This window comes from Olivibacter sp. SA151, from assembly GCF_054130995.1.
Genome location: NZ_CP096391.1, coordinates 250,386 through 266,512, shown reverse-complemented (window position 1 = coordinate 266,512; position 16,127 = coordinate 250,386). Strand labels below are relative to the sequence as shown.

The 16,127-nt window shown below is 41.3% G+C and carries 7 protein-coding genes; 2 read left to right on the top strand and 5 right to left on the bottom strand.

What is annotated here, in order from left to right; genetic code table 11:
• Nucleotides 1-1,707: 1,707 nt before the first annotated feature.
• The 5 genes from M1D52_RS01015 to dapF all read right to left on the bottom strand — a co-directional run bounded on the left by M1D52_RS01015 (nt 1,708) and on the right by dapF (nt 13,180).
• Nucleotides 1,708-3,165, bottom strand: coding sequence for a SusD/RagB family nutrient-binding outer membrane lipoprotein (locus M1D52_RS01015; RefSeq protein WP_437394070.1), 1,458 nt, complete (start codon nt 3,163-3,165; stop codon nt 1,708-1,710).
• A gap of 11 nt (nt 3,166-3,176) precedes the next feature.
• The gene (locus M1D52_RS01010; protein WP_437394069.1) at nt 3,177-6,428 is read right to left on the bottom strand and encodes a SusC/RagA family TonB-linked outer membrane protein; all 3,252 of its coding nucleotides are present in this window, start codon (nt 6,426-6,428) and stop codon (nt 3,177-3,179) included.
• 475 nt (nt 6,429-6,903) lie between these two features.
• Nucleotides 6,904-8,331 (bottom strand): SusD/RagB family nutrient-binding outer membrane lipoprotein, encoded by a 1,428-nt coding sequence (locus tag M1D52_RS01005; protein ID WP_130854768.1) that lies wholly within the window; start codon nt 8,329-8,331, stop codon nt 6,904-6,906.
• A 21-nt stretch (nt 8,332-8,352) separates the two neighbouring features.
• The gene (locus tag M1D52_RS01000) at nt 8,353-11,622 is read right to left on the bottom strand and encodes a SusC/RagA family TonB-linked outer membrane protein (protein WP_437394068.1); all 3,270 of its coding nucleotides are present in this window, start codon (nt 11,620-11,622) and stop codon (nt 8,353-8,355) included.
• Between the two features lie 769 nt (nt 11,623-12,391).
• A complete protein-coding gene (gene dapF / locus M1D52_RS00995) occupies nt 12,392-13,180 on the bottom strand; it encodes a diaminopimelate epimerase (RefSeq protein WP_437394067.1) in 789 nt (262 codons plus the stop codon).
• 316 nt (nt 13,181-13,496) lie between these two features.
• On the opposite strand from dapF, the gene M1D52_RS00990 reads away from it, so the two are divergent.
• Together M1D52_RS00990 and M1D52_RS00985 are read left to right on the top strand one after the other, a co-directional pair.
• On the top strand, nt 13,497-14,543 hold the full coding sequence (locus M1D52_RS00990) for a ligase-associated DNA damage response exonuclease (RefSeq protein ID WP_437394066.1): 1,047 nt from the start codon (nt 13,497-13,499) through the stop codon (nt 14,541-14,543).
• Nucleotides 14,527-16,125, top strand: a complete 1,599-nt coding sequence (locus M1D52_RS00985; protein WP_437394065.1) for an ATP-dependent DNA ligase — start codon at nt 14,527-14,529, stop codon at nt 16,123-16,125. The genes M1D52_RS00990 and M1D52_RS00985 overlap by 17 nt, the downstream gene beginning before the upstream one ends.
• Nucleotides 16,126-16,127 lie beyond the last annotated feature (2 nt).

The window sequence follows — 16,127 nt, the reverse complement described above, 5'->3', positions numbered from 1 at the left end:
TATAGCTTTGTGGCGATAGCCGCAGGTATAAGGTGTTTATTAGGGTATAAGGTGTAAGCTATAAGGTTTAGGAACACGTGGGACCTTTTCACTTAATGTGGTAGCAGATTGACAATCCTTCGTGCTGTTTTGCATTCCTCTTCCGATCAAATTGCTTCCTAACTTAGAATTCTTTCTCATAATGCTTTTCAAATTTCCCGAAGATCCTCGAAGCTTGTCGAAGGGTTGTCGAAGCTCGTCGAACAACACCCGAGCAATTGTCAATGACGACTCGAAGAACACATAGAGCGACTCCGATGAAAAAGCGAAGCCCAGCCGAAGCGCGAGCGAAAGTTTCTCAAAGCACTCCCGAGCCAGTCTCGAAGCAGTGTCGAGCAATTCCCAATGACTAGTCGAGCACTAGTCAAAGGCGTATCGAAGCGTCCCCCTTTGTCATTTCGACTGATGGTATCGTGGTGAATCTTGCGGAATGGAGAAATCTCGAAAATCCTATCATTCCAGCAATCCTATCATAGAGGCAGAACAGCTTCAAAACTTGGTGTAAATAACCTTCCATCCAAGTTAGGTTTGAATTTATGTTGGTTGCAAATTGTTGCCTTCATTCACTTTTTGTGAGTTATCTTCTACCAAGCTCCTCATTTTCTCCCAGTCAACTAGGTTAAACAAAGGATCCGCACCGTATCAGCAGGGAGTTCGAAGGGACCGCACTCCCTTAAAACTCCTTAGTGATACCGACTTGATACCCTGTCGGTCCTTATCTAGACGAAGCCGGTACGAAGCTGACACCTCCCTATATGCCATATACATCAGGTTTCCACCCTGCCCTCTCCCCTGCGAGCCAACTTGAGCGACACTGAAGGTGCACTCAATGGGCAGTTTCCCCATGGAGCTCGCCATGAGCGCCCATTGAGTCCCGACCAAGATCGGTCGAACCACCGAAGCCATCTTCAAGAGAGGGACACGCGAGGGACCCGACAAATTGTGTCGATTTATTATCTATATTAGTAGTGTGCGCATGAGCGGCTTCTTCCTTACCACATATTAAGATGGCGCAACTTTATTACATTTTATCTTCTTTAAAAGATACTTAACTTGCTTTTTATATTTTTAGTTACTGTCTTTATATAGATTAATGATTGCAATTTACAACCATTAGGATTCAGTTAGATTCCTATATGCAAAAGAAGTCTGTTTGTCTTCTTGTCATCATTTTTCTCTATAAGCGACAGCATGATGATGCCTGAGATATTTAGCTAGTTTTGATCTTCAAAGAATAACTTATGTCAATTCGTATTGGATTATCCAGAAACTTAAAAAAGCTAGTATAAAGAAATACTAATGAGGAAAGTTCGATTTAATTATGATATAAAGATGTTCCACCTGTAATTTGCCTATCTGCTGTTACAGATGATCTAGGCACGGAAATTTTTACAGTATCTATCGCTTTTCCTGCTCTCCAATTAATTTCTTCCCTGTCCAGATATTTTATGAGCTACCCCATTACCTAACAGATTTTCGCTAAACAGTTACTTGTACATTTTTTTATCGCAACTTAAAGTATAAATCCTTAGACAGTTTGATTAATTTCTATGCCTCTTTTATTTTTCCCAGAACAACAGTGATAATACAAATAAAAAACTCCGTTGGATAAATTGACTATCTATCCAACGGAGTTAAATCTAAAGGATTGCGGTTAATTAGATTAATCTATTTATCCCACCAAACTGGCTCATAAACAACAACTGTTCCTGGAAAGTTTCCGTTCGTATTAGCCTCGTTACTGGGATATAACAGGCGAAGGGGCATACGATCTGCTCCTATAACAGAAGCCGCGGATCTTACCAGAAAATTTGGATAGCCAGTACGACGCCATTCGGTCCAAGCTTCAAATCCCTGAAAGCCGCACATCGCGTAATACTTCTGCGTAATTATTGCTTGAACTCTGCCATTTAAATCTGCGGGTAGCTGTGCGTCTTCGGCTTGCGAAATATACGCTTCAGCATCACCACTTAGACTGACAGCAGCAAAGCTTTCTCTAATCCCTTGAGTAAATAACTGCGTAACATCACCTGATGCCCACCCTCTTGCAACAGCTTCTGCCTGCAAGAAATAACTCTCGGCAGCTGAAATCACTTTAACAGGAGCAGTAGCCGACGCTGGATTATTTGCAAAACCTCCAACTAATGCAGATGGTGGGGAAACTTCCTTTCCAGTATTTGAGCTATATGTTCCTTGAGGAATATAAGCGATAGAATCCTGACCGCCGATTGGACTGTAGAAAGCAAACCGTCTTGGATCATTGTTCCTCAAAAATGCAGTAACTGCAGTACCGCTAGCTACTAAATTCTGAGTATAACCCAAGTTTACCATTTCATTGTATAATGGATTTTCATTTCCCCCAGTTGTTGAATAAGCAATAGATGCGTCCTCTTCAAGAAATACTGGATTGTTAGCGTATAACGCCTCAATTCCAGCCCGTGCCTTCTCCGCATCTACTTGCGACAAACGTAAATAGGCCTTTAATTTTAAGGTATTTCCAAAAGCTTTCCATTTGTTTATATCGCCTTGAAAAATCATGTCTTGGCTGCCAGGCAAAACGGCATCTTCTGTATTTAACAGCGCCTGCCCTTGATCAATAAACATAAATATGCTATCGTAAACAGTTTCTTGACTTTCATAACGGGGGCTTCCATACTCATTTCCCTTTAAAGCTTCGCTTAAGGGAATATCGCCGAAAGCATCTGTTGCAACTTGAAATGTGTACGCTTTCAAAAGATAGGCAATACCCTTAAAATATTCATTGGAAGTCCCCTGATCGTTTATCATTATTTGCGCATTATTAAGCGCATTCCGATAAATCGTTAACCACACGCGATCTGTCGAGCTGTTAGTTTGGTTATATTGATCAATCGTCCGGTATTGGGAAGAAGAAGGATTTTGGGTCCAGTATTGAGCCCACATTCCTCCATATACCTGAAATGCATTACCAACAACTTGCCCTATTGAAGCTTCTACAGTTGGAAGCAATAAACTTGGTTCCGCGGAGTCCGGATTATTCGGATTTTCGTTCACATCCAAAAAATCCTTACAGCTATTCAACCCTAAACTAGCAACAAGACCCAGAGCTAGTAGGCTTTTTATATTCAATTTAAATTTCGTTCTCATTATTCGTTTCTTTAAAAGGATACCTTTACATTAATACCATAATTTCTCAAAGACGGTTGAGCAGTAAAATCAAAACCTTGTGTATTGCCCGATCCTGCAGAGTTTACCTCCGGATCAGCGAACTGGTTTTCTTTAGGTGTCCATATAAACAAATTATTTCCATATAGGCCAATAGTCAAAGCGCCAAAAGGACTATTTCTTAGTTGTTCTTTTGTAAATTGATAAGAGAGTGTTAGATTTCTCAACTTAACGAAGGAGCCATCGATTACGCTAACGCCACTCGCCATAGCAGGATAATAGTCTTGCTTGTTATACGTAACATCTGTATTAACAACACTGTTTCCATTTTCGTCTAAATAAACCGAGTTAGGGAAAATAACATCAATACGCTCTCCACCAGTTTCAGCAGAAGTTCCGACGAAGCCTAGGATATCCTTAGTCCTAGAGAAAAACTTGCCGCCTTGCTTAGTATCAAATAAGGCGTTAAGAGACCAATTTTTATAGCGAATATTCGTTCCCAATGAAGCCTGATATTTAGGATTATAACTACCAAGATATTGTGCTTCTGCTGTGTTAACCGGTAATCCAGATTCAGCATCTACAATGGTACGACCTTGATCATCTGTAGCATTTGTTACAGCATAGAATTCACCGTAAGGACGGCCTTTCGCTGCTACAATTGACATGCCGCTAAAGCCGCCTAATGAAACCTGATCAACGCCTTCCATTAATTCAATTACTTTATTGTTGTTTTTTGTGTAGGTTCCGAAGAGCTCCAAAGAGAAGCCTCCTTCTGTGCGAATAGGTGTACCCCTCAACGCTAACTCTACTCCCCTATTCCGTACTTCTCCGGCATTCACCACACTGAACCCATACCCTGTAGAATTAGGAATAGGAATGCTTAAGATTTGATTCCTTGAATTGTTGTCATAATAGGAAAAGTCAACAGACAAACGATTGTTGAAGAAGCCTAGATCGGCACCGATTTCGAATGATCTAGTAATTTCAGGTTTCAAATTAGCATTACCAATAGTAGTTCCAGACATCAACGCAGCAACGTTTCCAAAAGGAAATGTGGTGCTACCAAAACTGCCTAAAATTTCACCTCTTGAAAATGTTGTAAGTAGCTGATAAGGGTCTGTATCGTTACCAACTTTTGCCCAGCTAGACCTCAACTTACCGTAACTAATGACATTTCTTATGGTAGATTGTTGATCAAATAATTCGCTGAACACGAAAGACCCACTTACACTTGGGTAAAAGAACGAGTTATTCCCTTGTGGTAATGTCGATGACCAGTCGTTTCTCGCCGTAGCCTCGAGGAAAAGGAAATTTTTGTACGACAGGTTTAAATCTGCATAAACACCGACCAGTCTTCTTTTACTCATATAATCACGTATGATATTCACAGGTCCATTGCTATTCGATAAATTATACCAGCCAGGAACCACTAGTCCCCCGCTTTCGTTTGTGGCAGTTTCGCTCTCTGAAGTATAGCGTTGTCTAATATTATTACCGACCATCAAAGATGCGCTGAAATCCTCATTGAATTGATGGGTGGCTGTTATCATTAAATCATGAACAATCTCGTTGACGTTATATTGATCAATTTGATAGGATCCATTGCTATTATGTAAATTAGCAGAAGCTGAGTAATTACCAGTTGTATTATCAGCCGGTACAAAAGAGTACTTCGGCGATTCAAAACGCCTTCTGTCAGTATAATTGTCTACCCCAATACGCTCCTTTATATCTAGCCAACTAACAGGCTTATATCCAACATTAACATTTCCAGTAATTCTATTTACCTCATTATAATTGTTAAAATTCTCAAGCACCCAATAAGGATTCATTGTATAGGCGCCATAATAGCCATACTTGTCGTCTTGTGGAATGCCATTGGCGTCTACGTAACCATAACCGTAATATTTATTTCTTAAGTCCTTTAAATCCGTCAAAGGAATGTCACGCGGTGTTTGCAATACGTTATCGTATACTGAAAAATCACCTTGGCCTCCTCCAACATTGTTGCTATTTATTCTATTATAGTTTAAAGAAATGCCCGCATAAAATTTATTGCTAAATTCCGTAGTCCCATTAAATCGGACCCCATATTTGTTGTAGGTGTCTTTATTTCCTGGATAAACATTATTTGAGTTGAGAGAATTTAGACCAAGATAAAAACTTGTCTTTTCACCGCCTCCTGAAAAACTGAGGTTGTTATCAGACGTAAAGCCTGGTTTAAAAAAATCTCTGACGTTATTTTTTACTGCGGAATAAGGCTTGGTCAAACGCACACCATCTACTGCTTGCCCCCATTCTTGCACTTCACCTGTGAAAGGCGCTCCCCAGCTCCAATTTTCTTTCGGATCATTAGTAAACGTTGGATTTCCATTTTCATCATAAGCATAGTCGAAATAACCTTGTCCATATTCATTTTGAAAATCTGGAAGTTTTAAAATAGACGACAACGAATTCGTTGTGGTAAAGGTGATTTCCGTTTTATCGGCTCCTCTCTTTCCGCTCTTGGTTGTAATGATCAATGCACCATTGGAGGCACGAGAACCATATAATGCCGCCGCCGCAGGTCCTTTTAACACAGTGATTGATGCGATATCGTTCGGATTGATATCGTTTCCTCTATTACCAAAGTCTACACTCGATAAGGTTGATCCTCCTCCAATCTTACTTTCATTGTCGATCGGAATCCCGTCAACTACAATCAGCGCCTGATTATTTCCTGCAATCGACGAACCTCCACGCAAAACAACACGCGAGGAGCTACCAGGAGCATTAGACGTTGTTGTGATATTAGCGCCAGCTACTTTGCCAACCAAGGCGTTCAATGGACTGGTACTTCTGCCTTCCACTAATTCTTCACTATTGATGGTAGGGGCAGAATATCCCAATGTTCGCTTTTCTCTTTCGATAGCGTTAGCTGTTACCACAACTTCACTCAATTCAGAAGCGGCTTCTGTCAACGTAACGTTTATCGTGGTTTGAGATCCTATTTGAACAGTTTGGGGATTGTAACCGATATACCTAAATATTAAGGTGGTCGCATTCGTTGGTATGGTTAATGAATAATTTCCGTTAGCATCTGTTTGCGTCCCGGAAGTAGTTCCTGTAACGATAACCGACACTCCTGGAAAAGGTTCACCGTCATCTGAGGTTACCTTCCCTCTAATTGTTCTTTCCTGCGCATAGGCTGCCCCCAAGAGCAGAAATGACGCCAAGAAGAAACTTAGTAGTTTTTGTTTCATGTGTTTGATTTTAAGTTAAAATATTAAATAGGGTATTATGAGCAATTAAATAAAAGAGAAAAGATTGGCTGAATAGAATCTATTCACCTGGTTTAATAATAAGTACGTATGCCCTCGCTTGGGTATCCATTTCCTCTATCGTAAGTACTTCTTTCGGTATCCTCAGTAAACCCTTTTATGTCTTTTGAAACACATAAGAGATTCGCTTGTAGCTAATAATTTTAATATTAGCTAGATGTTAAAAAATGTTAAATTCAACCGCAAATATTCCTTCTATTTTAAAATTTTCAAAAAAAATAAAAAAATGTTACAAAAAATGTGGCTCAGAAACATTAGAACAATATTAGAAGTCTCAATTGTAACATTTGGCAATTTCTCTTTATCGCTTGATTTATTGAATCTTCGACGGAAAACGTCATAACAAAAAATGCCTCCCTTGCGGAAGGCATTTCAAATTTACAATAGCTAATGACGCTTAATTCACATCCCAGAAAACTTTATGAACCACATCATCTCCTCCTAATTTTGAGGCCGCAGCGTCTACGTTGGTACCATTCAGTGTACGTTCGCTCACCGGATAAGTGAGTCGGTTAGGTATAATGCCCGGGTCCACCGCTCGGAACGCAGGCTCCAGCTGAGGGTGATCAAGTCTTTTCCATTCTACCCAGGCATCATAACCTCGGTTATATAAAGCTAACCACTTTTGAACGCCAATCTTTTCTTTCCAATCACCCGAAGCGCTAGCATAAGCAACCGCTGGCTGCGCTAAATAGTTCGCTACATCGCGGTCGTCTCCACCCCAATAGGTGATAGATGCTTCAATCGCTTTGTTATAATGCTCGCTTGGTGTGCCTCCGATGCCCCATCGGGCAGCAGCTTCCGCTAAAATGAACTCTACTTCCGAATAATCGAGTAGCAGTGCTTCGAAATCAGGGGCAATTACTTTATCACTTGGCTTGGAGTTCGTTGAATATTGATTACTGGACCCAATTCCTCCACCAACATATTCACCATTAACGGTAGTAAAGAAGAATGGGCGCCTTGGATCTTCCAAGCTATTCAATACATTAACAAACGGTCCTCCAGCTACGTAATCTTGCCGCGAAGTAAACTGAGAATTCAAATTATTGGAAACCGGATTATTATTAGGCGAGGCCGAAACATAGGCAAAGGCGGCATTGTCTGCATTGCTCGTAAAAGCAGCTGCTGCTGAAGCTGTGATGATTTCACGTGCTCTGAGCTCGTCTACATCAGCAAGAGTTATGGCCATTTTTAGTTTTAAGCTATGCGCAAACTTCAGCCAAGCGGCCATGTCACCACCATACAATAAATCTGCACTGCCAAAACCTTCTCCACTCGGGTCTATCATGGCTATCGCCGCATCCAATCTATTCAGTAAATCGCCGTAAATCGTGGCTGCATCATCGTATTTTGGTTGGCCGATATCGGAAAGAGCCTCTGTATAAGGTACATCTCCCCATGTATTGACGAGCACCGTCCAGGCATAAACGGAAGTAATTTCAATAGCAGCTATTTGATTATTCCGTTGAACGTCTTCAATTTCCGTATCCTCGGTTGCATAAGTCTTTGCTTGCTTTAGATCATGTAAAACTTCTTGATAAAGCGGCTCCCAAAAATTTTCAGGAATATTTCGGGTAACAAAGTTATATCGAGGCTCGTCTTGGTATGTCGTGGCAGTCCATTGCTGAATCCAAAACCGAAACACATTGATATTAACGCTCGGAGAAGTTACATCATCCGTAAGTTCTTTCAGTGCATTACTGAAGAGTGGCGCCTGCGAAACTTCTGCAGGATTTTTCTGATCGACATTATAGTCGTCCAGGTTTTTTGCGCACGAAGCTAACAAAACTAGGGGCGCAATATATAAGAATATTCTTTTCATCTGTATACGATCTTAATATTATTAGAACCTCATTCGAACATTAAATCCAAAATTCCGAACAGCAGGGTACACCCCACTTTGAATACCCTGTAAGTTACCGGAGCTTAAGCCCCCTTCGGGATCTGCATAAGGTACATTACTATGAATTAACCAAAGGTTTCTGCCCACTAAAGAAAAGTCAATCCCTTTGAAGAAATTGGTATTGGCCAGCCACCTATTAGGTAAGCTATAGGTAAGCGAAACTTCTCTAAGTTTAATATATCCCGCGTCGTAAATAAATCCCGCTTGCGGATTATTGGCATAACCATAAGGTGTTACAGAATTGTCATAGGCTTCTACGCGGGTTGCGTTGGGAGAGCCGTCGGGATTAACCCCTGGCAACACAACGCCACCTCCCTGACTGATTGGTAAACGCTTTGGATTGCCTAAATCGTTCAATCCAGCCGTTTCGGGATAGATCCCGGTCGACATTCCGTAATATTGATCCAATGAGAATAAACTACCGCCTTTTTTAATATCGATTAAGAAGGACAATGAAAAATCCTTATACTTAAAGTTGTTTTGAATACCGCCCAACCAGTCGGGATTAATATTGCCTAGCACTTGATCCGGACCGGAAGTAAGATAGTAACCATCTTCGCCAACTATGCGATAGTCGGGGTCACCATGATGTCCATCAAGATATAGATAATCAACCCCTCTTAAAGTACCAAAGGGTTGATCTAAAGTGGCATTTAAGGTTATACCGCCTTGGAAGGTACCAAGCTGTAAATTGTTATTCCCTTCGTACAACTCGATCATCTTATTGCGGTTACGTGCGAAATTCAGATTCAGGGTCCAAGAAAAATCGTTGGTCCGCACCGGGATTACAAAAGCACTCAGTTCGAAACCTTGGTTTCGTAAAGAACCCGCATTCACCCAACGCCGATCATATCCAGTGGCTGAGGAAACGGTTACGGCCATAATCTGGTCAAAGGAGGTTGAGCGATAATAACTGGCATCAAAGCCGACTCTTGAATCCCAGAAATTCATCTCCAAACCTACCTCAAAACTTTTGGTACGTTCCGGTTTCAGATTTGAATTACGTAGCTCCTCAGCAATAGAAGCCATAGGAATTCCATTAAAAGGTGTATTAATGGTGTAGGTATTATACAAACTTAAAGCCGATGCGTCGTTTCCAACCTCCGCATAATTAACCCGTAATTTACCGTAATCTAGCCAGTTGGAATCCTTTAATAAATTTGAAAACAAGAAACTACCGGCAACAGAGGGGTACCAATACACATTGTTATCCGTTGGAAGTGTAGTTGACTGATCGCGACGGATAGACCCTTCTATAAAATAAGTTTCTTTGTAACCGAAGTTGGCATTGGCAAAAATACCGTCTACTCCGATTCTTTCATACCGTTCTTTGGGCGGTTCTATCGGGAAAATGGAGTTGGAAAGGGAATAAATGCCCTCATAAGCTAAGCCCCCATTCGTTTGTGCCCGAATAGCCGATAAATAATTTCGCCGCAAGTTACTTCCCAATAAACCCGTAAATGTCAAATCTTCTGCCAGATCTTTATGGAAATTAAGCATCAAATCGTAATTGGCCTCACTATAGGTACGATCGTAACGTTGGTATTCCGGCACTTCTGCACCACCGATTGCCAGGCGTTCTTCCTGGAACTCATTCGATCCATCAAAAGTAACACGGCCCATTACATCCATCCATTCCAGAGGCTTCCAGTTTACTACAGCACTTCCGAAATAACGGTTACGACTGTCGTTCTGGTAGTTTTTGTAACGCTCCCAGTAAGGATTGTTGGAGTAAATAGGTCCAGTCGCGTCGATATCCGACCAATTCCAGGTAACATTTCTTCCCTCTCGCTCGTAAGCTCTTTCCAATTCTCTAATATCGACATTCGTCTGCCACCACTGACGGAAACCCTGATTCGGATTTCTTCCATCATAACCCGTTCCATATCGGCCAATTGCATCTACTCTAGAAAAATTGGCAGTAGCACTAACCGTTAATTTATCATTAATTTGATGGGATCCGGAAAGATTAAACATGTTCTTGGTAATCTTACTGTTGGGCAAAACACCGGTCTCATCGTTTCGGGTATAACCTACTTTATATGTAGTTACATCACCACCTCCATCAATACTGATGCTTTGCATGGAGTTTAAACCGGTTTTATAGAATTTAGATGGATCATTTTGCGCACCTACCCAAGGAGTTGCCTTCCCATAGTTTGGCGAGGTTTCATCAAAGGCATCCCATTGATATACCAACAAATTTGGATCGAAAGCTGCACCATAAGAGGCATCTTCTGTAAAGGGTACTACCAAAGCCGGTCCGGAATTACCGAATACGGTTTCATACCAGAAATTTCCATCGGGAGAGGCATAGCCTTCTTCGCTATACTGGTTAACATATCCCGCTCCGTACTCTTTCTGATACTTGGCAAAGGTGCTTTTATCTATTTTACCAATAGTCAGACCACTATTGATCGTAATATTGGTACTATTTTTCTTTCCCTTTTTGGTGGTAATCATAATCACCCCATTGGATGCGCGAGATCCATATAATGCGGAAGCAGCCGCTCCCTTCAACACGTTGATGGACTCAATATCATCGGGATTGATGTCAGCAGCGGCGTTACCGTAGTCGTAGCCTCCACGTCCTTGATTCTGGGCATCGGCATCTTCTTGCAAATCAGTATTGGTGTTGACGTTACTGACAGGAACTCCATCAATCACGAATAAAGCCTGATTATTCCCGGTTAATGACTTATACCCCCGCATGACTACGTTTGTTGAGCCTCCCATGGTACCGGATTGCTTAATATCCAAACCTGCCACCTTTCCGGAAAGCGCATTTGTGAAGTTATTGTCTCTTGTGCGGGTAATATCTTCGCTTCTCACTTCCTGAGCGGCATAACCCAGCTCGTTTCTTTTACGTTCAATACCTAGCGCTGTCACTACGACCTCACTTAATGCCTGGGCATCCTGTGATAATTCAACGTCTATCACTGTTTGGTTACCAATAGATACCGTTTCTTTCTCAAAACCAATGTAGGAGAAGATTAATGCTTTCGCATTTGCGGGAACCGAAATGGAGTAAATTCCCTCTTCATTAGTTGTTGAGCCTGATGATGTACCGACCGCCATCACGGACACGCCCGGCAGCGGTTCGCCACTGTCCTTTGCAGTGACCTTTCCTCGAATCGTTCTTTCTTGCGCATAAAGGCTTCCTAATAAAGCCAAGCTAACAAGAAAGAAACTGAGTAGTTTCTGTTTCATGTGTTTGTTTGAATGGTTAATGATTATTGGATATAATAGTGCTTACCTTCCTCGTAAGCAACATGCAAGACGATTTCAGCAATATCGACAGCTTTATTCGGCTGGCTTTATTACTAAAACAAATTTTCGACGCTGAGCAGCTCTACTGAAAACAAATTCCTTTCTCAAATACACAATTACGGCGCTAACTTTCATAAAAAATTCCAGAAACACAAAAACTATTCATTACAAAAGATAGATTTCAGTAAAAAACACAATAAAGAATAAAAATTTACAACAAATATTATTCAAATAACATTTGTATCCAAGAAAAATGAAAAATTGTTACAAAAACACAAAATAAAATATACATAAAAAGCATTTTTATACACATTTATTGTATTTTAAATATCAATAAAATAAAAAATAAAGAAAAAATGAAAAATCTATCATCTATTTTTTAAACAAAAGCTATGTTTTTTTACAAAAAGCATCGGATAAAATTTTTGTATTATAAAAAAATTAAAAAAAATAGCAATATATGCCTTAAAGAACCTTAAAACACACAATAGAATCTTTAAAATAAGTTATTATCATATAAAACGGCGCAATCTCCGGAAGAGTGAGATTCTTTTTTGCTCCCTTATACGACTCGTTAAATTAGCAACTTAGCAATGTTGCAGCGTACCTACGTCCTTCTTAACTATCCAATATTTCTATACGCGTTATAATTGGTTCTTAACGATGGAACAAATAGGTGGGCTATTTGTTCAAAGAAATTGAAAATTGACTAAGAATTACCGGGATATAAACCCTCAAAAACCAATTTAGCAGGGCCTTCCAGATAAATGTCCTTAAAAACCCCATTTCCTAAATAAGTGAAACGAATATTGAGGTCGCCTCCCATGGCTTTGATTGGGGTACTATATGTTCCTAAGCGGTTATGATGCCAAGCCATAGCGAGCGCTACAGCCGTTACACCGGTTCCGCAAGCCAGCGTTTCATCTTCAACGCCTCGCTCATAGGTGCGTACTTGATACCCATCATTTACGGCCTCTACAAAATTCACGTTAATACCTGCCTGCTTATAGGTGGCGTTATATCGAATCGCCCGGCCTGCAGCAAACACATCGACATTTTTTAAATCCACCACTTCTTTTACATAATGTGGTGATCCGGTATTTAAGACAAAGTCATCACCATCTTTTTCAATATGCTCAACGTCTATCATTTTCAAACTAACCCAGTCGGCCGTATCATTTATAGTGGCTTCATGCTCCCCGTCTACCGCCAAAAATCGGGTTGACTTTTCAATAATGCCCAAATGTTTTGCAAAAGACACAATGCAACGCCCTCCATTGCCACACATGCTACTAGGGTTGCCGTCAGCATTATAATACACCATCTCAAAATCGTACCCGGCCCGCTGCTGGAGAAGCATAAGTCCGTCAGCACCAATACCAAAACGCCGATCACAAAGCTGTGCCACTAGGGCAGTGTCCTTTGTATCAAATTGCTGATCCCTATTATCGATTAAAACGAAATCGTTCCCGGCTCCCTGATATTTAAAAAATTTCACGTTCGATGATTTTTATATCTCTTTAACGCATCAAACTTAGGGAAAAAGCAGGTATATTTCAACATGATTTTTTCTCAGGGCTATCCTAAATCTTTTTAACGTTCAATGTCATGAGGCCGTCGTACCACGCACGGGCTATATTTAGGGTTTAAGGTATAATCCCTTTTGTTAAAAGTAAAAGTCCTTCGTTAACGCAAAACGTCCTGAACCTTAAACCTTCCTTCCCAAATACCTCACACCCTATACCTTAACAGTGTATACTCCTCTATACAAACCTTAATCCCTATTACCTGTTATAGAACGGAGAAGTACTTGAATGATGTCAGAAGAGCCTTCTCAAAATGTTATTATGCTTACTTTTAACGACAAAGGAATTTATTGTGCGCAGGCAGCTATCTATATTGACCCATGGGCTCCTGTTGATAAGGCAATTATAACACACGCCCACGCAGACCATGCGCGCTTTGGTAGCAAGCATTATCTTTGTCATCGTGATAGCGCCACACTTCTAAAATTAAGACTTGGACCCCAGACGTCGATTCAGTGTTTAGGCTACGGAGAAGAAATAGACATAAATGGTGTCAAAGTTTCTTTACACCCTGCCGGACACATTATTGGATCGGCACAGATACGTCTTAGTTATAAAGGAGAAGTTTGGGTGGTGTCGGGCGACTATAAGCTGGAAAGGGATGGAATCTCTACCCCCTTTGATCCGGTAAAGTGCCACCATTTCGTATCGGAGTCTACCTTCGGTCTACCGGTTTATCGCTTTCCCGAAGCTTATGAAGTAGAACGGGATATGCTCAACTGGATCGATAATAATCGAAAAGCCAACATAAATTCACTATTGGTCGGCTACTCATTAGGGAAGGCGCAACGTATTATTGAAGTTGCCGGAAAAACCGGTTTACCTATTTACGCACATGGTGCCGTAGTAAATATTCAACAACGATTAATTGATGACGGACACCGGCTGCATAACGTCGCCTATGCATCAGCTGATATAAAAAAAATTCCAGCCCCTTATGTCGTGGTAATGCCTCCAAGTGCCTTGCACTCTTCTTGGATGAAGAAATTTGCACCGTACGAAGTAGCTTATTGTAGTGGTTGGATGCAGTTGAGAGGCGCCAGAAGAAGAAGGAATGTCAACCGCGGATTTGTCTTATCAGATCATGCAGATTGGTCACAATTAAATTTAGCAATCACAGCCACGGAAGCCGAAAACATCTATGTAACACACGGTTATAAATCCATTTACGCCAAGTGGCTCCGCGAGCAGTACCATTTAAATGCCATAGAAGTGGATACGTTGTATGAAGACGACCTTTTAATGCAGGAGGACAGGGATGAGAGCATTCAATGAGCTATTCGAAGAAATAGATCGAACAACCTCAACGAACGCAAAAGTGGAGGCCCTCGTTCGTTACTTCAGGTCGGCGCACAACCAAGATCTATTATGGTGTGTATACTTGTTAATGGGTAAATCAACCGGACGCTTTGTTAAAACGGCCATACTTCGCCAAGCGGCCATCCAATTATCGCAACTTCCCGCCTGGCTTTTCGAGGAATCATATCATGTAGTGGGGGATTTGGCAGAGACGATCGCACTGTGTTTGCCACCACCGCTTGAGCCAAAGGCTTACACATTAAACGAAACGATGGCTTTTTTACACGATTTGAAGAATCTTAGCGACGAAGAGATGGAAGCGGTCCTTTCTTCCAGATGGATGCATACACCAAACAACCACCGCTTTGTCTTTAACAAATTGATTACTGGAAACTTCCGGATGGGTGTATCCAAACAACTAGTCATTAAAGCTTTGTCGATAACTTTTGATAAACCGGAAAGCGAAATGGCACATAGACTGATGGGTAATTGGCACCCCACTACGGCGGACGTTCAGCAACTTCTTTTGACAGAAATGCCGAAGGACGAGCGCAGTTTTGAACCGTATCCCTTTTATTTAGCTTATCAATTAGATAAAGACCCTGAAAGTTTAGGAAATGTGGACGAATGGTTTATTGAGCGGAAATACGATGGCATAAGAGGACAGATTATTGTTCGCAACGGCAGTTTATATATATGGAGTCGAGGTGAAGACTTATTGACGGATAAATTTCCGGAATTTCATCCCTTGGCTGATTTACTACCGAATGGTACCGTGATAGATGGTGAGATACTTCCTTTTAAAGACGAAAAAGTACTTCCTTTTTCGGTGATGCAAACGCGGACCGGCCGAAAGCAATTAAGCAAAAAAATACTCGCTGATGCGCCTTTAATCATGATCTGTTATGATCTATTGGAATACGATGGAGAAGATATTCGCGCCCGGCCATTAGAAACGCGACGCAATCTGTTAGTGACGCTCTTGGAAAAGCTTCCCCGGGACATCCCTCTTCTGATTTCCGGCATCATTCCTTGCGATACGTGGCACGACGTCGCTCGCGCACGTGAAGAGGCGAGGGCTTATCAATGTGAAGGAGTTATGCTTAAAAGGAAGCAAAGCATTTATGAAACAGGACGCCGCAGAGGCAATTGGTGGAAATGGAAAGTTGAGCCTTATACGATTGACGGCGTTTTAATATATGGACAACGAGGACATGGACGACGGGCAAATTTATATACCGATTATACATTTGCCGTATGGGATAATGGAGAGCTGGTCCCCTTTGCCAAGGCCTATTCAGGACTGACAGACAAAGAGATATTGGAAGTTGATGCTTGGATAAAACGGCATACCATTGATAAATTTGGCCCCGTGAGGAGTGTAACACCAACATTGGTTTTTGAGCTCGCCTTTGAAGGAATCAGTTCGTCTCCCCGCCACAAATCGGGTATAGCTTTGCGTTTTCCCCGTATCGTCCGTTGGCGAAAAGATAAACCGGCAAAGGAAGCAAACACAAAAGCGGATTTATTAGCTTTGCTGAAGCAACAGAAGGCTTAAAG